Annotated in this window: 29 protein-coding genes; 3 read left to right on the top strand and 26 right to left on the bottom strand. The window is 53.8% G+C overall.

Annotated features, from left to right (window positions below; all coding sequences use genetic code 11):
- Positions 1-191: 191 nt before the first annotated feature.
- The 6 genes from IPJ68_01590 to IPJ68_01565 all read right to left on the bottom strand — a co-directional run bounded on the left by IPJ68_01590 (position 192) and on the right by IPJ68_01565 (position 5848).
- The gene (locus IPJ68_01590) at positions 192-899 is read right to left on the bottom strand and encodes a hypothetical protein (GenBank protein ID QQR78946.1); all 708 of its coding nucleotides are present in this window, start codon (positions 897-899) and stop codon (positions 192-194) included.
- 226 nt (positions 900-1125) lie between these two features.
- Positions 1126-1266 carry a hypothetical protein gene (locus IPJ68_01585; GenBank protein ID QQR78945.1) on the bottom strand — a complete coding sequence of 47 codons (141 nt, stop codon included), beginning with the start codon at positions 1264-1266 and terminating at the stop codon, positions 1126-1128.
- A complete protein-coding gene (locus IPJ68_01580) occupies positions 1263-2324 on the bottom strand; it encodes a gamma-glutamyl-gamma-aminobutyrate hydrolase family protein (GenBank protein ID QQR78944.1) in 1062 nt (353 codons plus the stop codon). Before IPJ68_01580 ends, IPJ68_01585 begins: the two co-directional genes overlap by 4 nt.
- Positions 2325-2351: 27 nt before the next feature.
- The gene (locus IPJ68_01575) at positions 2352-3713 is read right to left on the bottom strand and encodes a hypothetical protein (GenBank protein ID QQR78943.1); all 1362 of its coding nucleotides are present in this window, start codon (positions 3711-3713) and stop codon (positions 2352-2354) included.
- 60 nt (positions 3714-3773) lie between these two features.
- On the bottom strand, positions 3774-4433 hold the full coding sequence (locus IPJ68_01570) for a hypothetical protein (protein ID QQR78942.1): 660 nt from the start codon (positions 4431-4433) through the stop codon (positions 3774-3776).
- 143 nt (positions 4434-4576) lie between these two features.
- Positions 4577-5848 (bottom strand): hypothetical protein, encoded by a 1272-nt coding sequence (locus IPJ68_01565; protein ID QQR78941.1) that lies wholly within the window; start codon positions 5846-5848, stop codon positions 4577-4579.
- An 11-nt stretch (positions 5849-5859) separates the two neighbouring features.
- Here IPJ68_01565 and IPJ68_01560 point away from each other — a divergent pair, with 11 nt between their 5' ends.
- Complete coding sequence (locus IPJ68_01560) at positions 5860-6195, top strand: hypothetical protein (GenBank protein ID QQR78940.1); 336 nt, start codon at positions 5860-5862, stop codon at positions 6193-6195.
- 194 nt (positions 6196-6389) lie between these two features.
- On the opposite strand, the gene IPJ68_01555 is transcribed toward IPJ68_01560, so the two are convergent.
- The 11 genes from IPJ68_01555 to IPJ68_01505 all read right to left on the bottom strand — a co-directional run bounded on the left by IPJ68_01555 (position 6390) and on the right by IPJ68_01505 (position 17901).
- Entirely contained in the window at positions 6390-6761 is a 372-nt protein-coding gene (locus IPJ68_01555; GenBank protein ID QQR78939.1) for a hypothetical protein, read from the bottom strand.
- A 449-nt stretch (positions 6762-7210) separates the two neighbouring features.
- On the bottom strand, positions 7211-8005 hold the full coding sequence (locus tag IPJ68_01550) for a C39 family peptidase (GenBank protein ID QQR78938.1): 795 nt from the start codon (positions 8003-8005) through the stop codon (positions 7211-7213).
- 629 nt (positions 8006-8634) lie between these two features.
- Positions 8635-9837: a DEAD/DEAH box helicase gene (locus IPJ68_01545; GenBank protein QQR78937.1), complete on the bottom strand. Its 1203-nt coding sequence runs from the start codon at positions 9835-9837 to the stop codon at positions 8635-8637.
- A gap of 54 nt (positions 9838-9891) precedes the next feature.
- A complete protein-coding gene (locus tag IPJ68_01540) occupies positions 9892-11658 on the bottom strand; it encodes an ABC transporter ATP-binding protein (protein ID QQR78936.1) in 1767 nt (588 codons plus the stop codon).
- Positions 11659-11671: 13 nt separating this feature from the next.
- Positions 11672-12037: a hypothetical protein gene (locus IPJ68_01535; protein QQR78935.1), complete on the bottom strand. Its 366-nt coding sequence runs from the start codon at positions 12035-12037 to the stop codon at positions 11672-11674.
- Positions 12038-12089: 52 nt separating this feature from the next.
- Entirely contained in the window at positions 12090-13241 is a 1152-nt protein-coding gene (locus tag IPJ68_01530) for an NADP-dependent malic enzyme (GenBank protein ID QQR79238.1), read from the bottom strand.
- 24 nt (positions 13242-13265) lie between these two features.
- Positions 13266-14501 (bottom strand): Glu/Leu/Phe/Val dehydrogenase, encoded by a 1236-nt coding sequence (locus IPJ68_01525; protein ID QQR78934.1) that lies wholly within the window; start codon positions 14499-14501, stop codon positions 13266-13268.
- Positions 14502-14563: 62 nt separating this feature from the next.
- Positions 14564-15793, bottom strand: a complete 1230-nt coding sequence (locus IPJ68_01520; GenBank protein QQR78933.1) for a PQQ-dependent sugar dehydrogenase — start codon at positions 15791-15793, stop codon at positions 14564-14566.
- Positions 15794-15851: 58 nt separating this feature from the next.
- The gene (locus tag IPJ68_01515; GenBank protein ID QQR79237.1) at positions 15852-16706 is read right to left on the bottom strand and encodes an alpha/beta fold hydrolase; all 855 of its coding nucleotides are present in this window, start codon (positions 16704-16706) and stop codon (positions 15852-15854) included.
- A 465-nt stretch (positions 16707-17171) separates the two neighbouring features.
- Positions 17172-17594, bottom strand: coding sequence for a DUF1761 domain-containing protein (locus IPJ68_01510; GenBank protein QQR78932.1), 423 nt, complete (start codon positions 17592-17594; stop codon positions 17172-17174).
- Positions 17595-17613: 19 nt separating this feature from the next.
- Positions 17614-17901 (bottom strand): hypothetical protein, encoded by a 288-nt coding sequence (locus tag IPJ68_01505; GenBank protein ID QQR78931.1) that lies wholly within the window; start codon positions 17899-17901, stop codon positions 17614-17616.
- 135 nt (positions 17902-18036) lie between these two features.
- On the opposite strand from IPJ68_01505, the gene IPJ68_01500 reads away from it, so the two are divergent.
- Entirely contained in the window at positions 18037-18585 is a 549-nt protein-coding gene (locus IPJ68_01500; protein QQR78930.1) for a hypothetical protein, read from the top strand.
- A 36-nt stretch (positions 18586-18621) separates the two neighbouring features.
- Here IPJ68_01500 and IPJ68_01495 read toward each other — a convergent pair whose 3' ends face one another.
- The 7 genes from IPJ68_01495 to IPJ68_01465 are packed head-to-tail and all read right to left on the bottom strand — an operon-like array spanning position 18622 to position 21876.
- Entirely contained in the window at positions 18622-19032 is a 411-nt protein-coding gene (locus tag IPJ68_01495) for a hypothetical protein (GenBank protein QQR78929.1), read from the bottom strand.
- Between the two features lie 53 nt (positions 19033-19085).
- Positions 19086-19484, bottom strand: a complete 399-nt coding sequence (locus IPJ68_01490) for a tryptophan-rich sensory protein (GenBank protein ID QQR78928.1) — start codon at positions 19482-19484, stop codon at positions 19086-19088.
- An 11-nt stretch (positions 19485-19495) separates the two neighbouring features.
- Positions 19496-20080, bottom strand: coding sequence for a DUF4395 domain-containing protein (locus IPJ68_01485; GenBank protein QQR78927.1), 585 nt, complete (start codon positions 20078-20080; stop codon positions 19496-19498).
- 43 nt (positions 20081-20123) lie between these two features.
- Positions 20124-20801, bottom strand: a complete 678-nt coding sequence (locus tag IPJ68_01480) for a metal-dependent hydrolase (protein ID QQR78926.1) — start codon at positions 20799-20801, stop codon at positions 20124-20126.
- Between the two features lie 7 nt (positions 20802-20808).
- Positions 20809-21051 (bottom strand): GIY-YIG nuclease family protein, encoded by a 243-nt coding sequence (locus IPJ68_01475; GenBank protein QQR79236.1) that lies wholly within the window; start codon positions 21049-21051, stop codon positions 20809-20811.
- Positions 21052-21059: 8 nt separating this feature from the next.
- Entirely contained in the window at positions 21060-21635 is a 576-nt protein-coding gene (locus tag IPJ68_01470; GenBank protein QQR78925.1) for a M48 family metallopeptidase, read from the bottom strand.
- A 16-nt stretch (positions 21636-21651) separates the two neighbouring features.
- Positions 21652-21876, bottom strand: coding sequence for a DUF167 domain-containing protein (locus IPJ68_01465; GenBank protein ID QQR78924.1), 225 nt, complete (start codon positions 21874-21876; stop codon positions 21652-21654).
- Positions 21877-22023: 147 nt separating this feature from the next.
- On the opposite strand from IPJ68_01465, the gene IPJ68_01460 reads away from it, so the two are divergent.
- Complete coding sequence (locus IPJ68_01460; protein ID QQR78923.1) at positions 22024-22251, top strand: hypothetical protein; 228 nt, start codon at positions 22024-22026, stop codon at positions 22249-22251.
- 158 nt (positions 22252-22409) lie between these two features.
- Here IPJ68_01460 and IPJ68_01455 read toward each other — a convergent pair whose 3' ends face one another.
- Positions 22410-23108 (bottom strand): Gmad2 immunoglobulin-like domain-containing protein, encoded by a 699-nt coding sequence (locus IPJ68_01455; protein ID QQR78922.1) that lies wholly within the window; start codon positions 23106-23108, stop codon positions 22410-22412.
- A gap of 11 nt (positions 23109-23119) precedes the next feature.
- The gene (locus IPJ68_01450; protein QQR78921.1) at positions 23120-24295 is read right to left on the bottom strand and encodes a hypothetical protein; all 1176 of its coding nucleotides are present in this window, start codon (positions 24293-24295) and stop codon (positions 23120-23122) included.
- Between the last annotated feature and the right edge of the window lie 38 nt (positions 24296-24333).

Genomic DNA, 24333 nt, shown 5'->3' with positions numbered 1-24333 from the left:
AGAGTGAAAAGTATGGAATTGAGAGAGCGAGCCCGACCATCCAACGGCCAAGGTCGCCGATATTTCATGTATCCGCTCCCCATTGTCGGATTGAGAAAAAGAAAACCCCGCCGCTACCGTTCGGTAAAATGCGGGGTCAAAGGACTCAGTATCAAGGGTCTAAGAGACCAAAGATACAAAGTCCAGAGTGCTTATTGCGAGACGGGGAACGCGAAGGCTCCAAGACCGCCCCAGCGGTCGCCCGGGCCACCGACGTAGGCACGCACCTGCTGCCCATCGTCGAAACGGTCCGAGCCGAGGATGCTCGGGTTACCGCCGGAACTAATGATGGGCTCGTGGAGCACGGCGGTGTAGTCGATCCTCCAACGCTCCAACTGTTCGTCAGAGATGGCTTCCCGGATGAGGAGTGCAAGTTCGCCACGAAGGTCATCGGATTTCCCGTAATCACGCTCGCCTCGGGCCCGCAGGTTTGCTGTCGTGCGCTCGACATCAGTGTCGAACTCCTTCTTGCCGAACAAGAGCGCCACCGTGTATTGCTTGCCGGGTTCCAGACGATGCTTCTCGTTGTAGTCGGGCTTGCCGAGAATATCGCTCGCCCATTTGGTGAAGTTCATCCCGACAGCCTCGCCGTGCTTGAACCACTCCTCATTCGTCCAGCCACGGCCAGTGAGGGTGACGAGGATACGGCCGTGCTTGTCGGTCTTGTAAAGCGGGCCGAGGCCGAGGAACTTGCGGAACTCGTCGCGAGGCGGGATGGTTCCGGCCACACAAGCTTCGGCGACATCCGCGATACGGCCTTCACCTAACAATCTTTCTTGAAACACTTCCGGTGTGACACCCTTTTGCACGAGAGTGTCGTGAATCTTCGTAACTTGCGGGAATGAAATAGAGGTGCACATTGCAGTCTCCTAACTATGCTAGTCCTTGCGGGTAGCCGCTATAAGCTCTCGAAAGATTCGAGTTTGCCAGAGCAGAGAAACCTCTCTTCACTTGGAGGTTCGACCTCCACGTGAAAGGACTCTGTGCTTTGGCAAACGGTCTGTGATTATTAAGGTTCGAAGCGACAGTATACACTTTTTCAGTTGTTCTGTCTAGGGTCGAGTAAGGGCTTCCCTAAGGGTTCTCTTAGCCCTGGAGAAACGACTCACGCCTTTTCTTCCGATGGAAGCCGATAGCGAAACGATGCGCTTCGGCATTGGCGAGGAGGATATCGTGTTCGAAGCGCTTCACCAACCCACGTGGCCCGGCCCAGAGAAACTTGATCAAGCTCTAAATTTCTTGTGAAGCTGGAGGAACCGCGCAATCAATCGTAACATCTCCGGGGATATATCATTTTCTGCTGATCTACGGAATACGCTCGGGTCAGCTCCCAACGAAAAGTTCATCATGGGATAAAAACCAGCTATCTCTGGGTGAGCCTGAATCCCGAGCTTCGCCGCCCCCTTATCGTCTTCGAGAAGAGACTGGAGAAGTGCGGCTCTTTCTTGAGGAGTGCCGCTATACTTGTTTTCCAGCCCAGATAGATGAAGCAGACCCTCTGCTACTAATGAATCTCTTTCAGTAGTATGCATGAGGAGCATACTGCGCTGCGGGTTTGGCGTTACTGCTTCGCTATGGTTGACCGGAAGTTCTCCGCCGTGGATGGAAAGAGGGGGGCGATCGACAAAAACTCCTCCGAGAAACTCTCTTGAGTCATCCAGTAATTCCATCTTTTGAAACCTCTGTCGAGGCTCTTTCAAGGGGCTTACTTTCCCCCCTTCTAGTGCAGCCATGGCTTGATGCCCATAGCAGAAACCAATTATGGGTATATTTTTTTCCGCCGCCCCCTCATACACTCTTCGGACGAACTGAAAAACCTGACCATGGGTCAACCGACTATCTCTGTGTATCGACCTAGATGGGTCGCTAAATGCCTTACTGACATCTGCAGGTGAACCTGAAAATACCACCGCGGAAATATCGCTCGGCAGGCTTGTTGTATCCGCTACATCTCGATGGACAATCCGAACACCATGGCCCAAAAACTGCTGGAAGCTTTCAAGCGCACTAGCGGGAACCTTTCCGCCAAAAATTTTTTCGATAACCATTTTCGAGAGGGCCTCAAATCCCATGCCCCTGAGATTCTCTACCCTCCTGGCAAACGCATGTTGTGGAACACCTTGTCCAGAATCGACAAGCAAGACAGTTTTCCCTGCTACAATGTCATCAAACTCCCGCTGAGCTTCCTGTATTCTGGATAAATAGCGAATCACACCCGCTTCGGCTTCATCCATCGTTTCACTGCGTTCTCGGCTTGAAAATGTTAAACGCGATTCTAAGGACATAACTCTTTCCGAATGATATTCGAGTTACTATGAATCGGACAACATGATAGCCGTATCTACGAGATACGACCCTGCCCCGTTATCGGGTGCAACCATGTAAATTTGTACGGGAACTACTAACTCCTCCGGAAGTTCCGCGTACTCGGCCGTATCTACTAGCCTCAATTTCTTGTTGCCCTGGACCGCAACACTTAACCAAGCAGCCCTATTAGAGTGGCTAACTCTTTTATCCATATCGCCCTTCACTTTTGGTAACGTCCTCAAGGGGACCAAAGACTGATGTGAAGAGGGTCTGCCATCAACTGGTCGTACAAGAGGTACTCGAATAACAGGAGTGCCTGCAGGGATCCCCTCTGTTAAAGTTCCCGCTTGGAATTTTACTAGGGTAGAAGAAAGATACGTCGCTACATGAAAAAGAAGTTTCGGGTCACTGGCCCGTAAGTCAGCCCCGCCTAATATACATCTAAACTTCTCTAGATAATATTTCCTCATTTCTGGAGGGATAAGACCCTGCCATCCCGTGTTCAGAAGGTCCTTACACTCCTTTGTTTCGCTAATCAAAAGTTGATACCTACTCCAAAGCTGAGGATCATCCTCCGCGCTTACCCATTGCTTGTCATCTTCCCCATAAAGTTTATCCATTATTTCTCCACTTGCAGTCAAGTAATTAAGGATGTGCGGCCTCACTGTCTCACACTTCCCTAAAAAAGACTCTTCCGCAGACATACTATCTCCTTTTTTTTCCAATGAACCCTTATATAGATCACTCTCCGAAAGCAACTCAATCTTGGTTTTACCAACATTAATTAATCCTTTTTGCTCAAGTAAATCAATGAGCCGCTTCCTATCCTTATAGTATTTGCTGTAAATGGACTTAAATTTTTCCCCGCCCTCCTTTCCTAGTGGGTGCTGTGCTATATCTAACCAGAGAGCGGTAAGATCTTCATCAACAGCCCTATAGCTCACTCCCGGAGAATGAGCTGAATGAATCCGATCCATGGCTGCCTGCACCATCATAATAGCTGACAAATCCGCAAGCTGAGCAACATTTAATTCCGGTCGATCTAAACTTCTGGGCGTTCCATAAATTCCAACCAAAGCAAGCGGGTTATTATTTTCCACAGCTCTGTTAGCAACGCCTGTAAGCTGTTCTTTTGCCTTGTCCGTGGGGGCTTTTCCTATTCTGGTCTCTTCCGTGTCGATCAAGCGGTCCATTATAGTCACCCCCGAGTACTCCCCAACCCCACATGCACCGTATTTGCATGGCATGGGAAATAGCCTTTCTAATGTCCCTTGCAACCTATCCACCTCAGTCATCACCTTATCTTTTTTTCCTGAAGGTATCCTGGATTCATCCGGAACAGCATAAAACTTCGATTCAATCGACATATGGCTAAGTTTGTCTCTTCATAAATACATACTCAATATAGCACGCGTACTTTACGAGCACTAAAAAGAGGCTTTTGTAAGGCTCTTTTTAGTTATCCCATCCGACAGACAATATTTAGAGCCTATTGGTAGTGGCTTAGGAATTGTTCTTCTGTAGTAAAGACAAATCGTTACTAGGATAAGGTTCGCCAGCACAAGTAATACGGGGTAGGTAAGGGTGAGAAAATTGTATTCCATCAGCGCAAGCATGGCAAAGATATACCCAACTGGGGAAGCTATCCACGATGACACTGCTTCAGACCAGGGAGCGCTAATAGATTTCCGCCAACTAGGGATATACCCAATAACATCAATGATGGAAACCATAGCCACGGCGAGATATGGGTTATCTAATTGCCACCATACGACAATTGCAAGCAGGGCGAAGAAAAGAATAGCGGTATCGCTCCTGGTTATGTTTCGTGTTCCGTACCGAAGAGAAAGTAAAAATACAAGAGCAACAAAGATTGTGGATACTATCAATGCCCAAGCTCCCCAACCGCCATTCCCATACCAGATAGCTGCTACAGCCGTTCCTTGTGTGATACACCAGATAAGCCAAGTGTAAGCATGTGGTTTCGTTTTATGTTGCAGGATACTTCGTACGTAATTAATAAAACACCCTGCGTTTATGAGCATGGCGATTACTGCAAAGGTAGTTTTGTTATCCAGAGTCATCATTATAAACAAAGTATACCAGGTTCTCACGTTCTCTCCGGGGGTGCAAAAAAGAGACTTGTAAGCCTCAATTTTAGCTACTCCGAAGTCTAGACACCACTAGAACCTCTACTCAAGAGGGTAAAACCTCGATTTCCAAAAAAACACTACCCCTGGAGGAATTGTTCACGTTTCTTTTTGCGGTGGAAGCCGATGGCGAAACGATGCGCTTCGGCATTGGCGAGGAGGATATCGTGTTCGAAGCGCTTCACCAACCCACGTGGCCCGATGATGCGGTCAGGCCGGTGCTTCGCATTCTTCACCACACCGACGACGGGGATGGTCAGTCCCCGCTTCTTCAAGATCCGGGTCGCTACATCACTTTGAAGGAGTGCCCCGTCGACGACGATGAGCTCGGGCAAGGTCCACTCGCTGTGCGCCAGGCGGCGCGTCAGAATTTCTTCCAAGGCTGACAGGTCATCGCCCCCATGAGCATTGCGGAGCTTGAACAACCGGTACTGGCTCTTCTTCGCGAGTGCGTGCTGCACGACCGTCATGACGCCGACCGTCGCCTCGCCCTGGAGGTGTGCCGTATCATACGCTTCGATCCGCGCTGCGGATGTTTCCTCGCGGTCCGCCTTCATGAGCGCGACATCGCGGATATGGCCCAGGTCAAAGAGAAGCTTTTTGATCTCCTGGGCTTCCTCAAAACGCAAGTCCTTGGCTGCGACTTTCATCTCGCGTTCCAGATTCTTCACGAGATCGGCTTTCTGTCCGCCAAAAAATAGTGCGATCCGTTTCACCGTCTTCCGATACTCGACCGCCGAGATCGTGCCGGCACAAACGCCCGGGCACAGGCCGATCTGCGCCTGGAAACACGGGCGCGCTTTTTTCCTTTGTTCATCAGTGAGTTCGGCATACGGCACACACTTGTCCCGATACGGGAAGATCTGCCGCACGATCCGAAGTGCCGTCCGAAGTGCTTCCCCGCGCGGGTAGGGCCCGAATTTCTCCTTGATCGGGAAGACGAATTTCCCTGTCTCGATGTCGCGCTCGCGGACGAGCAGGATGCGCGGATAGTTTTCTTTCGTGATGACGACAAAGTTATAGCTCTTGTCATCCTTCGCATCGGTATTGTACGGCGGTAAGTGCTGCTTGATGAGCTGTCCTTCCCGGATGAGCGCCTCGAGCACCGAATCGAGCTGGATCCAACCGATGGCCAGGACGCGCTCACGCATGAGGACGAGCTTCGGCCCACGCGTCTCCTCCAGGTCGGGGCCGAAATAGCTTTTCACCCGGTCTGACAAGATTGTGGCCTTGCCGATGTAGAGGATTTCATCGTCCAGACCCAGAAAGAAATATATGCCCGGGGTTTCAGGCAATGAGTTCCTTTTCAGGAAGCGAGTCACACTGATTTTCTTCTGCCAGGGATGAGACATAGTGAGTAGTCATGCTATCGCAACTCGACCTCGTTGACAATCCTGTACTAACGGTGTATCCTATCACGAAAGTAACTTACCAAAGGGAGGGCAATGTGGCGAAACGCAATCACCCTGATTACTACTACGCCATGCGTGCGCAGATTCTCGCGCTCATGGAGGATCAAGCCGGGAAGCGACAGCTCGATCACAGTCGCTTTCGGAAACATTTCCGGGCAGTGGCCAAAGTACACGGGATCATACTCGGAGACCAGTGGTATCTGACCCACTACCGCATTCTCGCGCGGATGGTACGACAATGCCTGGCTCGCATGAAGTCACCACCGCAACAGCAACCTCTCACCTGAACATTGTCCTTTTTCGGAGGGGCGCCCCCTCCAACCACGTACTACCCAGAGCAATTGGTACGTGGTCTTTTTTTTATCTCCTGAATAACCCACGCTCGCTTCACCTAATTACTACCCAAGTTTACGACCATGAAAAAACCGGCTGGGAAGCTGTTGCTCCCCGACCGGCTAATACTTTTCGACGTCTTCAAGACTCACCTAAGCGCTGACGTGAGCCTTGATTTGGGTGGTGGTGTGGCCGCTTCGGCTCTCCGGTACTTTGCCGATCGGCGGGTTTTCCCCTGTTCGAGAAGGAATGACGCTGGGGATAGCCGCGCTCGAACACTCTTGCGCTCCCAATAGCCAAACCGAATACGCGAATCCTGACGTGCGATGGACTGTGCGAGCTTCAGTACTTTGAACCCCGGCACCTCGCACACATCATGAACCCCCCCCTTCGTATCTTCCTGATTGCGCGACCAGGCCTCTTCACCGATACAGTATTCGGCCAAATATGCCGCCACCACCGCATTCGATTCCCCTGACTTAATTTCGAGGAAATACCTCACCTTCAGCTTGTCAACCATAGAAACCTCCGTGTAGTTGTGGAACGAACAGAAAAACTGTGCTGCTACGTTAGCACAAAACACCAAAAAATCAAGGGTGACTAAAAACCGGTGCAGTTAGGCCTGCAACCGGTTTCTCCAACACACATAGTACTCGACAGTCCTACAGACTCCTGGAGTTTATAACGCAGTTCTCTCTGCGACACAGGTTTATCAGCTCTTTGCCTAAAAGAGTTTTTCAGACTGGGTGTTGCTTTCCTTAGTGTTGGTAAGGAAAAACATTCACCCCTGTAGCCAACACCAAGCTTTATCAGATTCGCCTCCTTAAGTCCTTTTTGGGACAAGAGGGTTGGGTCACTCTAAGAAAGCTCTCGAGCGCAGGGGTTTCTCAAAAGTTGGGTCATAGACCTTTCCTTAATTGATTAACCCCTTGTGAGGTACATCTATTTTACCGAGGCTAATTCTTCAAGTCAACTCCCAGGAACGACAATCATCGCTTTGCGTTCGGTCGTAATCGGCAAATGTTTGCCCGTCGGATACTCGCGGATTGCATCAAACAGCACTCCTTCCGGATAGCGGTAGCCCTCGCCCTTGCGCGTCCCGGGATCATTTGTGATGAATTCTTTTGCTGCCGCATCATACCCCGTCACCACGAGCATGTGCTGCAGCGGCCCAGGACGAGTGAAGTTTGAATTCTTCAGGGCTTGGCCATTCGTCGGAACGATGACGAGTCCCTTCCCGGTGACTTGTTTCAAATCATCGAGCACGAAGTCATAGACGATTTCATAATCAGCGATATCAAAGTAGTCCCTGAGCAGAATCTCGGCTGTATTCGCTACATCCGTATCGATACCCTGGCCGATCACTTTCTCCTGGAAGCGTGCCATCGCGATGAGCTCACGCTTCGCTTCGTCTTGAGTGTATGTCCTTCCGGTTCGCCAGGCCGCGACCATCAGCGCCGAAGCTTCCTCACAGCCGTTTTGAAATTCACTTCTGGCCCACTCCCCTGTCGGCGCCTGGGAAATAAATGGCACATCTGGCCAGGTCCTCGGCTTGGCGGCTACCGAGACTTCGGGAATAATTTCAGGGACGGGAACCGGTTCGGCCTCGATCACTTGCTCTTCCTCGACAACCGGCGCAGGAATCGCCTGATCGAATGTCATCCCCTCATCGGCTCGCTCGGTAAAATACTTCAAGGAATAGTAAACTCCCCAACCGATAGCGGCCGCCCCGAGAATATAAATAATCGCCTTTCGGAAATTCATGCCTCTATCGTAGCATTATAAAGAAAAGTCTCCGCCACGCAGCGCGCAACAGGGGAACAATGAGGAACTCACTGTCTGGTCCGAATCGGATTCCGGACTTCGGTCCACAGGCGGAAACCATTGGCGTCAGAATGTGAAACCGAGAAACCGCATCGCCATCCTTCCTTCCTCCCTTTGAAACCGTAGACAAGTTCGATGTACGCGACGTTGTTGTGTGGTCCACGCGGCGACCCGACTGAGCATCGCGTCACCTCGAGTGTACGTGGATCACCCGAATGTTGCCATTGACAGACGGCTTGCATTACCGCTTCGCTCACCCGTCGCTCGCGTTCAGCTAGAGACTCGCCTTCCAGCTGAATTGGATCGATAAATGCCACCCCGCTTATCCGCTGAGAGGCACTCGCAGTGCTCCGTGAACGATATCGATTCATTTCGACTCTCATACTGTACAACCTCCTTTCGTTCAACCAAAGAAAAAACCGTTGAAGGATTGCTTTCCTGTCGTGACCTATACGGCCCACCGTAATACCATAACGCTCGATAGTGAGGTCGTATCGTCGTGCTCCTCCAAATGAATTTGAAAAGAATAGTCCTCCGAACCTAGCACCAAATATTTCCCAGGACAAGAGCTAGCGGCGGCGGCCGAAGTGACGTGTACCGGGGCGAGATGAGGAACGTGGTGACGTTGCCACACGGCGGACACTCTTCACTGCCCGAGGCTCACCCTCTGGGACTACTCCGCCCTTGATTGGGAGCGTGATACGCATGAGCCGTTCGATGTCGCGGACATTGCCCTTTTGATCGGGTGTCGCGAAGGAAATCGCCCGGCCCTCACGACCCGCGCGAGCGGTGCGGCCGATCCGATGGACATAGTCTTCCGCCTTTTCCGGCAGATCATAATTGATGACGACCTCGATACCCGAGACGTCGATACCGCGCGCGGCGATATCGGTCGCCACCATGACGCGGTAGCGGCCCGCCTTGAAACCGTCGAGTGCTTCGCGGCGCTGGCTGAGCGAACGGTTCGAGTGGATTTCCACCGCCTGATGCCCCTTGTTCCGCAGCGACAACGCGATGCGCTTGGCGATAAATTTGGTCCGTGTGAAAACAAGTACGCTGCCCGAGTATTCACCGAGGAGCTTCAGGAGCAGGTCGAGCTTCTCCATATGCGGGACGAAGAACAATTCCTGAGAGATCTTTTCGACCGCGGTGCCCGGCGGAGCGACTTCGACCCGAATCGGAATCTGGAGATACGACGTGGCGAGTCGGATGACTTCATTCGGCATAGTCGCCGAGAACAGCATCGTCTGACGCTCTTTCGGGACATGCTTCACGACTTCCGCGATCTGCGGCGCGAAACCCATATCGAGCATGTGGTCGGCTTCGTCGAGGACGAGGATGCGGACGTGCTCAAGTGTCACGGTTCGCTGGCCGAGGTGATCATTCAGGCGACCAGGTGTGGCGATGATGACATGCGGGTTGGCTCGGATCTGACGCTTTTGTTTCTCCATCGAGTCACCACCGATGAGGACCGCCGTGCGGATGCCGAGCTTCCGGCCGATGCGCTGGAAGGTCTCATCGACCTGAAGGGCGAGTTCGCGCGTCGGGAGCATGATGAGCCCCTGCCGCGTCTTGTCTTCGAGGATGCGACCGATCATCGGGATACCGAAGGCGAGTGTCTTGCCCGTCCCCGTCTGCGCGATACCCATTACATCCTTGCCGGTGATGGCGATCGGGATGGAGCGTTCCTGGATAGGCGTCGGGGTGATGAACTTAAGCTCGTCGAGGACAGCGAGGAGTCCGGGGGCGATACCGAGGTGATGGAAACTCATGCGGATAGTGTTAGTTACGAAATCAGGTTATTCTGGCATATTCTGCTCATGACGTCAACTCTTGTGCGTTTTTGAGTATTGTTCCCACTGCTTCGCAAAGCGTTCAGACGACTCGAGAAGCTCGGTGAAAGAGCCCTGAGCAACGATCACCCCGTGCTCGAACATGTAAATCTTATCAAACATCTGGAGCAGATGGAGGCGGTGAATCGACGCAATCACGGTCTTGTCGCGATAGGTCTCGAAGATCTGCTCGTAGATCGCCAATTCATTCGTCGCATCTACGCTCGAAGTCGACTCATCCAACAGGAGAATGGATTTCTCCTCGGAAGCCAAAAGACCGCGAGCGAGCGCCAAACGCTGCTTCTCCCCGCCGCTCAAATTAACGCCTTTCTCTACGATAGAGGAGTCCAGCCCCCGAGGCAACCGTCCGATGACTGAGGCGAAACGGGCCCGCTCGGCATACTGCAGCACTTCCTCGTCGGAGTGATCCACGCCCATGGTGATATTGTCCCGGATTGTCGTCGCGAAAATCTCTGGATCCTGTGGGATGAGCGCGATATCCTCGCTCATGCTGATGAATCCGTTCTTCAACGGCCGTCCATCAAGTTCCACCACGCCAGATTGAGGCGTATGGAGTCCCCGAACGATCTTGAGGAACGTGGTCCTGCCGCTGCCGCTCTCGCCAATGACTGCGATCTTCTCACCCCGACGCCACGAGAGTTCGATATCTGAGAGCTGTTGCTTCGCACGCGTCTCGGCTGCATAGGTGAAGTTGAGATGGTGCACTCGACACACCTCCCATTGATGCGGAGTCTTGGATTCCTGATCGATCTGCGTCGGAAATGACTCGGCGATTTCTTCGGCGTTCATGACCGCCGTCCGTTCACGCACGATGTCATTGTAGAGGTAGGCAAAGGTGAAAAAGACATCATTGATCCGATTCGTATAACTGAAGAGGGCGAAGAGGGTCCCGGCCAAGAGTACCTCTCCATGGCGGAAAGCGAGGAGCGTATACATCCCCAGTACGAGAAACTGCAAGAGGCCCGCACTCATACTCGCCGAAAACCACTTCCATTCATTCAATCGGCTGTTGTGCATGTAGAGTGTGAGTGGCTTACGAATCGCCTTCACCAGATCGTGTTCGATGAGGTGTTCGACCCGGAGGATGATGACGGTCGAGATATTGCTGAGCGCATCATAGACTTTGGCCGCAATTTTATTTTCGGCACGATTGAGTTCACGATACTGCGGAACGAGCCGCTTGTCGAAGGTCAGGATGATCCGGAGCGCGACAAACACAACCAGGCAAACTACCCAGATCGCACTGAGGTCGAAAAGCGCGAGCGCGATGAGGGAACCAGCGAAACGAACAATCGCCTCGACAACCTGGAAGCCATGCTCGGTGAACTGATACACCGCATTGCATCCCTTTTCAATCCGATCGATCGTATCGCCCGAGTGATGATCGACATGCCACTCCATGGGGAGCGCCATCGTCCCTGACAAGAGATACTGCCGGTAGTTGGCTCGAACGAGGAAGGCATTTCTCCGTTCCATGACACGCGCCGGACCGTGGAAACACCATGTCACGAAATCAAGCAGCGGCAACGAGGCCATAAAAGCGATGAGCCAGACGATATTCTCCTGATTCACCCCGTTCTCCTGGATCAAGTTCAGGATATGCGCCATGATGATTGGCTGGAGCAGCATGACAGCGTTCGACATCACAAACAGCCCCACGTAGAAAACCACCTGGCGACGATTCTCGTTCGAGAGTTGCCAGATCTTCCGGACCAAATAAAAAATCGGGGTGTTTAACATAGTATGAGAATGACTACTTCCAGATCTGGAGCCAGCGGCCAAGATACTCGACGACCACGTAGAGGAAGAAGATGTACCCGATGACACCCGCGATGAGTGTGACAAGGAGGCCGTTCACGATGCGGTTTCGCTCACGCTTGGCCTGATCGAGCGTACAAATGCCCTGTCGGCGCAAGTGAACGAGATAGGCGAGTCCGAGCGCGAGGAGTCCGGCCAGACGGAACAGCCACTTGTACTCGCCATAGAAGGTGTCCGAAAGCGACGCAGCAAATCCAACCGTCGAGAGACCGAGCAGAACAAGCATCACCGGCGACAGGCAGCACAATGAAGCAATAATGACCGGGACTGAGGCGACTCTGAACACTTCCTTCCATTGCATACGGTCAGCATATCATAACCACGAGTCGCCACGTCAGCAGCATCCCAACAGACTAGCGGATTGCTCGAGCAACCGCCGAGACGACACGCTTGTCGAATGTGTTCGGGATGATATTTCCAGCAGTTGGTTTCGCGACAAGTGCGGCGAGATACTTAGCGGCTTTGACGAGCATCACGTCAGTGATGCGCTGGACCCGATGATCGAGCGCGCCTCGGAAGATGCCCGGGAACCCGAGCGAGTTATTGATCTGATTGGGGAAATCCGACCGACCCGTCGCCACGATGCGTGCACCAGCCGACAGCGCCACCTCCGGCATGATTTCTGGCACCGGATTGGCCAGAGCAAAGACCACCGCGTCTTCGGCCATGGTACGCACATGGTCCTCGGTCAGAAGACCACCCTTGGAAACGCCGATGAAGACATCAGCCCCCGCGATCGCCACGGTGAGATCACCGTCGATCCCATCGGGATTGGTCCGGGCGCGGAGGGATTGCTTGTGCTGGTCCAAATCACTACGGTTGGGGCCGAGGATACCGCGACTATCAAGCATGACGATATTTTGTACGCCGTAGAGGAGCAACAATTCCGCAATTGCCTGCCCCGCGGCCCCCGCGCCCGAGATGACAACCCAGACCGCTTCCTTTTTCTTCTTCACGACTTTCAGCGCATTGATGAAGCCCGTCAAGACTACCATCGCCGTCCCGTGCTGATCATCGTGCATGACTGGAATGTTGAGCTCTGCCTGAAGTCGCGCCTCAATCTCGAAGCACCGTGGCGCCGCGATGTCTTCCAGATTGATACCGCCGAAGCCGGGCGCGATCCGTTTGACCGTCTCGACGATTTCCTCCGTATCCTGCGTGGCGAGCACGATCGGAAAGGCATCCACATCAGCGAGGGACTTGAAAAGCATGGATTTCCCCTCCATCACCGGAAGTGCGGCTTCAGGACCGATATTGCCGAGCCCCAACACAGCCGAACCGTCCGTTACGACAGCGACCATATTCCCCTTCATCGTGTATTGGGCCACGTCCTCCGGATGTGTCGCCAGGTGACTAGACACAGCCCCGACCCCGGGCGTGTAGACAACCGCCAAATCCTCTTTATTCATCACTGGTATCTTCGGCATGACTTCCACCTTGCCGCGCAGTTTTTTGTGAAGCGCGAGGGCGAGCTTGGCGTAGTTCTTCTTCACCGTCTTTTTCATTGCCATACTCGACAGTACACAGAATTAAGAGCGTCCTCGATCTTGCATCGCCTGAACGACACGTTTCACCGCCACCACATACGCTCCCATGCGCAGCGTCGAATTGTGCGTCTCACTTGCCTGCCACACCGCATCAAAGGAAGTGTCCATGATTCGGCGCAGCTTATCGAGAATATCTTGCTCCTCCCAACCATAGTTCAATGCATTCTGGATCTGTTCGAAGTAACTCACTGTCACTCCGCCGGCGTTGGCAAGAATATCTGGGACCACAATCACGTTCCGATCCACCAGCACGGTTTCCGACTCCGGTGTTACCGGTCCATTGGCCACCTCGATAATAACTTTGGCCTTTATATCCTGAACATTGCCGACATGAATCGCGTTCTCCAAAGCAGCCGGGACAAGAATATCGGTCGGTACCGAGAGCACGGCATCGCTCGGAAGTTCCTCGCACCCAATGCACTTCATGAGGCTGCCAGTCGCCCGTTTATGCGAGAGAACTCCTTCGACATCGAGACCTTCACTCCGATAGATGGTCGCTTGGGAATCAGCCAACGCGACGATCGTGTAGCCAGCCTGAGAGAGAATACGCGCCAGATAGCTACCGCCGTTCCCAACCCCTTGGATGGCCACCGTCGCACCATCCCTGATATGTAGCTTTTTCCGTGCCGCTTCAATAACATAGAAAGCTCCTTGCGCCGTGGCGTATTCACGGACTCGGGATCCGCCGATAGACAGAGGCTTGCCAGTGATGACCCCCGGCCGATGGTGACCAACCACCGCCTCATATTCGTCGAGCATCCAGCCCATGATACGTGGATCAGTCTGAACATCAGGGGCTGGCACATCCGTGTCTGGTCCGATGAAATTCACAAACGCTCTCGCATATCCGCGCGACAATCGCTCCAACTCACCACTGGAAAGTTCTTTCGGATTCACCACGACACCGCCCTTTCCTCCGCCGAGTGGGATATCTACCACTGCGGTTTTCCACGTCATCCACATAGACAGAGCTTTCACCTCATCGAGCGTCACGCCGGGATGAAATCGGACTCCTCCTTTATGCGGCCCACGTGCATCATTGTGCTGCGAACGAAACCCGGTGAATACCCTCACAGTTCCGTCGTCCATCCTAACGGGAATGTTGACCGTCAGGACACGAACTGGCTCCCAAAGTTGAACAAAAATATTCTCTGGGATAGGGATTATGGATCGAACTGCTTGCAGCTGCTGTTGTGCGCTCTCAAATGGATTGGCCATACAAAAAAGTTACCGGATCACATACCGTTCCATCATACCCCCGTGGGGTATCAGAGTCAAACTTAGTCTCCCGCACGGAGACGAAAGATGCGGTCATCGAGTGGTGAGGGTTGGCCGCGGCCGTCGCGGTTCGATGTGGTGAAATAGATATTGCCGTCGGGTCCCTCCACTACTGCGCGGATGCGTCCGAACGACACCTCGCGGAGTTTGCCGTAACTCGCGATCTGCTTTGGATTACTTTCATCGAGCCGAATCCGCATCAGCCCCTCACCTTTGAGCGCCCCGAAGAACAAGTCACCGCGCCACTCCGGGAAGACGCGACCAGAATAGATCATGAGCGAGCCGGGCGCTTCGGCCGGCGTGAAGACCAAGAGTGGTGAGATCATACCGGCGCGACTCTTCTCGTGTGAAACGAGAGGCCAGCCATAATTACCTCCCCGCTCGATCACGTTCACCTCGTCCCCGCCCGCCGGACCATCAAAAACCGTCGGGCCATGCTCGGTCTCATACAGGATACCCGTGTCCAGCTGCCAGGCGAGGCCCTGCGGATTCCGATGACCGTATGACCAGATCGCACTTCCGACAAAAGGATTATCCGCCGGAATCGTTCCGTCAGAGTTGATGCGAAGGATCTTCCCTGCGAGCGACTCCAAATCCTGAGCCAAGTTCCCATCTGTCGCGTCCCCCGTCGTGATATAGAGCTTGCCGTCTGGTCCGAAAGCGATGCGGCATCCCGAGTGGTACTGTGCTGCCGGGATGCGATCGATGACCATGAAGGAGTCCGCGAGGGTGTCACCAGCGTCGACGAAACGCATCACCTTCAGCCAAAGTCGCTGACCATCGGCATAGGCGATCGCCGCATAGAGGAAATGGTTTTGCGGATAATTCGGATCGAGGGCCAATGACATCAGTCCATCCTCACCCTTTTCGACAACTTCGGAAAACACATGGATCGGCTGCTTCTCGAGGACGCCGTTTTCGACGACTCGGATCTGCCCCGGCCGTTCCGTGACGAGCATGCGCGTGGGCGAAGTAAAGACGATGTCCCAAGGCGTGTCGAGTCCGGATGCGACCGCCTCGATGTCGATTGTCGGATTCCGGTCCGATGTCCGGACCTCGGTATCGGGTGCATCACGCACGATCGGCACCTCGGGAGCAGCCGGGGGCTCGGCGATAAATGTCACCTCTTGCCCGGGTTGAAGGGTGGGACGAAACCAGTGAAACCAATACACACCGACAAACAAGCCGATCGAGAGGCTGAGGAAGAAAGCGTTGAAAAGAAATTTCTTCATAACGGTGCGCTTCGTACCACCAGTATAGCTTATCTGCTGGTTAACTTCAGACAGGGCGTTATTTCGCTTTCACGTGCTGATCAAAGAATGCAAGTGTCCGACTCATGACGGTCGGCCAGGCCATAATAAACTCGTGTGGTTCGCCTGGATAGACGAGGTACTCATGCTCTTTGTCAGCTTCGGTGAGCCAGTCGTCGAGTTCATCGGACCACATGATCTCAACCGACTCGTCCGATGTCCCGTGATGAGTCTGAATCGGCGTCCGTATACGGTTGAAATAATTCTTGGCCGAGATGCCATTCCAAAAATCTGGCGCTTCTTCCGGCGTACCATAACGTTCGATGAGGCGTTTCCCAATTTCACTGTCACGCTGTGTCCAACGTTCGTAGTTTCGGACATAGTTCGCCGATACCGGTGCAAAAAGCACCGCCGCATCCACGAGTTCAGGCGCAACGACAAGCACGTTCAGCGTCACGCCACCACCCATGGAATGGCCAAGCATACCGATCCGCTCACCGTCGAGATACGACAACCCGGCCGCGCGCACCGCGTAAATTGCATTGATGATATCTTCGGTATAGCCGAGCCGGAAGTGCAGCTCATTCTCTGGGTCATCGTCGGACTCAGCGTGATTGCGGTAATCAGAATGAATCACCGCATAACCATGCCGGGCGAGATAGTCTTGCTCACGTTTTAGTCCACGACCATTGGTATAGATCGCCGTATCGATGTGCCCATGATTGAGAAAGAGGATCGGCCACCCGGTCGCTGGCGGCGTTCCCTTGGGCACATTCATGATGCCGGAAATCGTGAACTCTCCACTTTTATAGGTAATGAAGTACCGAGTGTAGGCCACCTGATCGTCGAGCACGTGACCGACACGAAAATCACGACCGTCATACGTCTTCGCCATGAGCGCTGCGAGTGAAACGGGGTTCGGGTCGTTCGCGACAGTCGCTTCCGGCGCCTCGTGCTCCACTGATTGGGGCTCTGGTCTAGATGCTGTCGGCTCCGGTTGAGTGGCGGGAGCGTAGCGGTATAACCAGGAAAACAGAAGGCTACCGAGGACCACAATGATGAGGACGAAGAGGGTGAGGCGCCACATACTCTGGGGTTTCAAAGGGAGAAAAACAGGAGGATTTCTCTAGTATATCACTGCTCTCTCGTGCAAGTGGCGTGCACGATGTTGACACCGCTGGGAAAGTGCTATACTGGGGGAGGAAAGCCTTCAGAACGGTCACACGAAAAATTGAAACCCACCTGGCCTTCAGGGAAATGATTTTTCCGACACTATCATTTTTGGGATTCAGTCGTCCGACCTGCATTGAGGGCTTTTCATTCAAAGAGGACCAGCGCGCAAGCGCTTTTTTTGTTTCCTCTATGCGCCCCAGTGGCCGAGGATGAAACCGAATACGAAGAAGGAGACGAACTGATAGCCCGACGAAATGAGGAAGGTCGCCCATTTCACCTTCGCTGGTTGGGCTGTCCACATCGAAAGTCCGGCGACCGTCGGCATGACAAATCCGAGCCACATGAAAAACGCTACCCAGACCGCCTTCGATTCCGCTCCAGTCCAGACAATGAGCTGAGCCAACACGTACAATTGAAGTAACGAGAGAAGAAATTGAACGCCATAGAGCGGACCGGCAGCTTTCTGCATTTCCTCTCGACGAGCGATATCGTCCGAATTGGCACCATTGATTGCCATCCACTTCCGGCCGAAGAGTGGCCCGTACCAGATCGCCCCGATGACCATCGACGCGACCGCACACACGAGCACCGCCCAATAATTGATTTCCATAGAATTATGGATGAGTGGATTATTCCGCTGCGGCTTTTCCTTGTTTCCACCAACTCGGATATTCACCGAGTCGGAAACAGAGAAGATCGAAGAAGGCGAGAAGTGCGACCGCCCAAGGCGCGAATCCGATAAGGGTATCCGAAGTTGAGTGAGACGCCGCGTCGATAAACCGGAAAAGCACCACGCCACTGAGAATCATCACAAGCAAAAGCAAAGCACCGCCCCACGAAGATGGATAGTAGACGGCGATACCGCCAACGAGCCGCTTCGGCCGAAACCAATACTGTCCACAAATCTGATGAGCCATATGCCACTATTATAGCGCTCGACTGCCATATGCCTAGGGTCGTGATATCTGACACTACCCGCTCCCCTTTCCAATCTGCCGGAAACCCCGTAGGCTAGGATATGCATCGCTCATAATATTTTCTGTGACCCACATATGGACCCCAGTACAAACACTCCCCCTCCAAGCAACCAGCCACCGCGTCTCGAACGGATCGCACTCGCGGCACCGCGCTATATCGGCTCGCCATTTTCACTCGTGCTGCATTCTGTCTTTTTTATCGGAATTTTTTCCCTTCAGTGGGCCGGCTACACGTTCGAGCAAATCATGCTCATCCTCACGACCGTCGTCTCGCTCGAAGCGATCTATCTCTCCATCTTCATCCAGATCACCGTCAACCATCAGGCGATGAAACTCACTGAAGTCAGCGAGGATGTCGAAGAGATCAGCGAAGATGTGGAAGAGATCGGCGAGGATGTCGAGGGTATTTCCGAAGACGTGGAAGAGATCTCCAAAGGTCTCGATGATATCCAGGAAGATGTCAAAGAAATCGGTGAAGAAGTAGAGGACCTCGGTGAAGAAATTGAGAAAGACGACCTCGAATATTCAGCTGACCGGTCCCAAGACATTCAGAAAATCACCCGTATCCAAAATGCTCTCGAGGAACTCCTTCGGGAAGTGAAGGCGATGAAGGATGAAAAGTAAGTCTGACTCGCTCAACTGTCTCAGCGACTACCCGTTTCAGTTCAGGAAATCAGGATCATGGTCGAAGCGGGCCCGCCAAGCCGCATAACTCACCAGCACATACGTGACGATGGTGACACTGAGGAGGGCGACTTGTTGTTCATGACCCATTTCCCGACTATCGGTAATCCAGAGGGTCAGCCCATAAGCCACGAGTGGCAAGGCGATATCCGAGATGACATTGATCCGGGATTCACGGATACGAACCTGCATTTCGAAAACTTCCCAGATAATCGCAACGATGAGTGTCACAAAAAACAGCGGTACCGCCGGATACTCAAACACTCGGACCACCATGGCAACGAGCGTACCGAGGAGGAAATGTGGCACTGACCAATAGTCAATCGACTGACGCAATTGCCAGAACAGTGCCGGATGAGAATGCAGACCACTCTTTCGCTGAGACATGATGATTTGCCAGTAGAATATTCTCGTCCCCGCTACACCGCGCTGAAATCTGGCTATCGATTCAGCCAGGTGATCGTGAACTGCAAGACCAACGCGAACGAAACCCAGAGGAAATACGGGATATTCACATACGCGACCCAGGGCATGATCGGACTGATCCGTGACAGAGCCCAGACGAGCGTCCCCCAGACGAGGAGGATATCCGCCGCAGCGAGCCAGTTATTCCGGAGACCGAATTGGATTGGTGAGAAAGCCAGATTGAACCCGAGATTCAAGAGGAATGGGATGAGCAGTCCGAGACCGATTCGGCCTTGCCAAAATCGGATGCAGACCGCCACGAAACTAACCGCAATGATGATGTAAAGGACCGTCCAAACCGGACCGAACAACCACTCGGGCGGCGCCCAAGTCGGCTTGATTAGATTGGCATACCACTCTCCTTCGGCTCCCATGTATGACGGACTTATCGCTTCACCGCACAGACACCACCCGGACAGGCCGGCGCGTACTGAGTCGGCTTGATGAAACCTTTCCGAACGAGCCAGGTATAGATGGTACAACCGACACAAAATCCGAGCGCTGTCTCCAGCCACATGAAGACGAGGCAGAGACTACAAAGTATCATCGGGATCAGGCATGGTGATGTCCCGCTGAGTGTCGAGGAATTGCACGCCGCCACGAAATACAGCTGCTTCCCAATCAAAAAGAGTACTGCGCTCGACATGACGAGACCGATGCCCCAGGCGAAACGTTTCTGGACCGCACCGACATACTCCGGCCGCTGATTCCGAACGAGGAGCGCCCCGAGCCGACCATAGAGGGACCACTCCGGTCCGAGACCAACCTTCAAGAGGAAATCCACCCAATAAGTGAGCACGACCCAGAAGGCCAGCGTGATATTCTTCTCGAAGTACACCGAAAGCAGGGCAAAAAAGCCGAGTGCAAACATGATACCCGCCGCCGCTCGGACTTCGCGTTCATTCACCACGCCATAGGGTGCTGGAACGCCATCGATCATCAATTCCGGAATGATCTTTCCGTAGGCCATCGTATTCTTCCACAGTGATTAGCCTTTTCATGCTAGCAGAAAATCAGACGATTGTCCGCCAGAATTTTTCGGCGAGATTGGCGAAACGGCCGACCTGGCCCGCTGAGAGAAAAAGGATCGCGCCATAGACAGTCAGGGTGACAAGTCGATTGTCCGAGGTGAATTTCAGCGCGCTCCCAAGCGCCTTGTTCGGGACGAATGGTGTACCGTGAAAATTCACCGCCGCATACAGTTCGTCGAGGATGAGGTGGCCGATATATCCCGCGATCATCGCCACAGCCAAGACGAATGCCTCCATGTCTGCGAATGAGAAATGCACCGCGAGAAAGAACGTAACCAGCCCGGCCAAGAAAGCCGCCGGGAGCGAATGGGCCATCCCCCGATGCCGCGTGAAACGTTTGAAGAAATATCCGACGACCAGATAGATGAAGGCAAAGGTACCCACCGTCCAGAGCAGTAACCGTTCCCAGACGAGGGGCGTCTCATGATAGAGCGAGAGGCAGACAAGCGCCGCCGCGACGAGTGAGAACGATCCGAACGTCACATGAAAGGGCACGCCCGAGTCACTGTCCATATCCGGCATGATCGAGCCGAGCACTGCCACGACGAAGACAATCGAGATGAAACCGAGTTCATCCGAAAAGGCGAGTGAAATCAGTCCCATCGCTCCCAAGATTCCGGAGGCGATACCGAGTGAGATATGAGCGCGGAAACTGGCCATAGACGTATTAGGATTCAATGAGTGAAAGCTTTGCAGAACGTGAGAGCCGCTTGATCCGAGCTTCTTCGCGTGCGGCGTTCGAGCGAGTACGGAAATGTCGAGTATAGACGAGCGTGACTGGACACCGACCCCGCGTGTACTTCGCCCCGAGCCGGGAAGTATTGTGCTCACGCACCCGCCGCACCAGGTCCGTCGTGATCCCCGTATAATATGTGTCGTCCGCACAGCGGAGAATATACAGATGATACATCATACGCTCTAGGACAATTGTTGGGCACCGAGCTGTCGCAGAGCGCGTCGCCGCTCCCGGAAATCCGGCATCGTCCGCGCGACGAGCGACCAAAACCGTGCCGAATGATCGAAGGCACCGAGATGGCAGAGCTCGTGGAGAATGACATAGTCTGCTAGCGCTGGCGGTAACAGCGCGATGCGATAATTGAATGACAGATTCCCCTGTTTCGAACAGCTGCCCCAGCGCGTCTTCTGGTTGCGGATGCTGATCTGATAATAATCGTAGCCATAGGCCTGATTGAAATGGACCAGGCGGGCCATGGCCAAGGTCCGGGCGGTTTCCTTATGCTGTGCATATTCGCGCTTCCCCCCTTGTGAGAATGGATTCGGAACACGTTGCGAGAAACGCTGCACCTGCTCCCCGATCCACTCCGCATGTTCCCGCAGGAAACGTTCGATGAAACGGCCGCTCACCCACGAGGGAGCCGAGACAGCGAGGACCCCACCAGCCGAGACCGAAACGCGCAATCGCCGCGCCCGCAGACTTTGCCGAAGTGTGTAGGCATAGGTCGTTATCCCCAATTCGATCGTTCGATTCTTCATATACTCTCTTTCATCATCATTTGCTCTGGCAATCAAAGACTTTCCGCTTTCCCGTAGCACCCGAGCGAAGCGTGAGCGCGCTCACGGCCACCCCGAGATGCTGGGCCAGTGCTCGGGCGACCGCCATATTCGCTTTCCCTTCGACCGGTGCAGCCTTCACCGACACGCTGAAGTGTGTCGCATCGATCGGCTCGACATGCTCGGCCCGGGCACGGGTTTTGACGGTGACGAAGAGGTGCATAGGGACGAAAGTATTTTACCACTTGCCTGGGCAGTCGTGTATAATAGCGGTGTAACGCATTTAAAGACGTAACCTATGGGAAGTCCGATGGAACAATTATCGCTTAACCTCGCCCCCAAAGAAGCTACCGGGGGTGAGTCCGTGGATATGAAAACAACCACTCGCGAAGCAATCCTCGCCGCACTTCCTGAGCTCTCTCGCCTGGAACTCGCGGCCGGCTATAAGCGCTTCGTCGGCAAAGATCCGACGTTTCGCGAATTGTCCGATGAAGAACTCCGCACCGGCATCAAGGATCCAGCGGTCGAGCTTGAGCGACTCGCCCGGATCGACCAGGAAGAGGATCGGGAGGCCCGGCGGAATTACGGAAGGAATTGAACGGTACCGAGGCGATCAATAACCCGCCTCAACAGCGGGTTTTTCTTTGTTTCAAAGCAGCGAGACGCAACTATCCCGCCTCTTCGCTGATGTTCCAATTCTGCAACTCACTGCTCGGTTCATGATACATCGGAAGTGATTTACTTGATCCACAGTGATTAGTTCTTCGACTCAAATCGTATCGGGACGCTCACGCTGGTAGCCATTTCCGGAAGACCTGAAGGGTTGTCTCGCTCGAGAACCAGAGTCCCCGATCCTGACTGTGGAGACGGAAAGGAAAGCGTCGCCATAAAGGGGACAGGGCTCGTTGTCATCCAATCGCCTTCAGCTGTTGCTAATCCACTCGCGAGTATTTTCCCGTCTACACCCAACAATTGGACGGGAAACGAACCTTCAAAAAACCAGCTGCCCGGTGCCTGTCCACGCACGGTCAACGGGCTCGTCACGATTGAATTGGCATGCGGCTCGGATATTCGCGGGTTATCAGTCCCATCTGAAGGAGTCACTAACTCTTCGATATAAGTCCGTCCGTTCATAGAACACTGCCGAGGAAAGCTCTCCATCACTGGATTGCCACGTGCCACACAGCTGTCAAAGTCGAACACGGTTTGATTCACACCGGTCGGGCAGGACGCAAATTCGCAGTTCGGCCCCGATCGCCCGACCGTCGATCCGTCCGGACAGAGCCTTGCTTCCATGGTGCACATCCGCTCCCCTGGCGGCGTAGGACCGCGTGGGATGATATTACCACTATGTGTAAAACCAGAACGGAGTGCGCTGGCCACGGCGAGGAGCAGAAACATCAGACCGAACGCGACGCCGAGACCGATGATGAAACGAGTGATGTGCTGTTGCATAGACTTACACGTTAGAACCCAACTCCGTTATTCATCGGTGAGGTGACTGGGTTGGCCGGCACCGTGAGCTGAGTGCTGACCGTGTCACAGCTTCGGCCCGCACCGTGCTCGTACCAGACACCGCTCTGACCATAGCCACCTTTGTAGGCAGTCGAGGCATCGGTCGCCAGATTGAAGTTTGCGCACAACTCAAACTCACCGACCCGCCCTGCCCCTTGTGCTTTGGATGAGGTGACGATGCGATATTCATATCCCATTCCCGTTTCTGGATCAGTCGTGCTTGATTCGCAATAACTGTACTGACTGGAACGCGTGAGTTCAGTGAGAGACGCTGGCAGAGCACCGAGGCTCGACGCATACTGCTCAATACAACTCGCTAGGCTCGAGAGATGTTCCGAACGTGTCTGATCCAACGTGCGGTTGCGTTCGGTCGTCGGTGATCCACCCACCGCGAAACCGAGGATGACACCGATGAAGACGACGAGAGCGACCGCGCGCCCGAAGGACTGGAAGGTCCGCCGTGGAATATCAGCATGGTACTGGATTCGCCGCCGCTCGAGGTAATAGAAGCCGAAGATCGACCCCGCGATACCGAGGATGGTCAACGCCTTCAGGCAGAAGCGCGCCGTGATCTCGCCTTGCAGGAGCGTGTAGACCGTCGTGATAAGATCACCGACAATCGTCACTGCCGCGACTAGGAGCACGAGATATGTCAGCCATTTGGACAGTTTTGATTCCGTCCGACCTTCATCCTCACGGAACTTGCGGAACCAAATCCGCATCGAAAAAAAGTACAGTGGGAAGCCGATGAGGAGCGCCGCGATGGAGTAATGGATAGTGCTCGTCGCAGCTGCAAACACGTACCAGTTCGTCGCATCCAGCACATCTGGGAATGACACATTGATGATTTGGAAGTACAGCGTGCCGAGGGCTGTGGCGACAATACCGAGCAAGATAAAGGAGAAGAAGTTGATCACGACATCGACCGTGGACGCCTGCTTTGAGGTAGTCGGCCGATTGCCTTCGCTCGGGACTGGTGCACCGAGCGCGATGACCCCCGAACGGAAGGCGGCCTCCGCCTCATCCTCGGTCCAGCCGATCGTCACGAGCTCTGATTTCACTTCGTCTTTCCCGATGCCCGAGCGGATACGATCGGCCACATACTGGGACAATTTTTCGGTCTCCATAGGTTGACTTAACGCTTACACTAGGAGTATACCATCCC

It is taken from the genome of Candidatus Moraniibacteriota bacterium (assembly GCA_016699425.1).
GTDB lineage: Bacteria > Patescibacteriota > Minisyncoccia > Moranbacterales > UBA1568 > SSEF01.
This window is presented reverse-complemented; position numbering and strand designations above follow the sequence as displayed.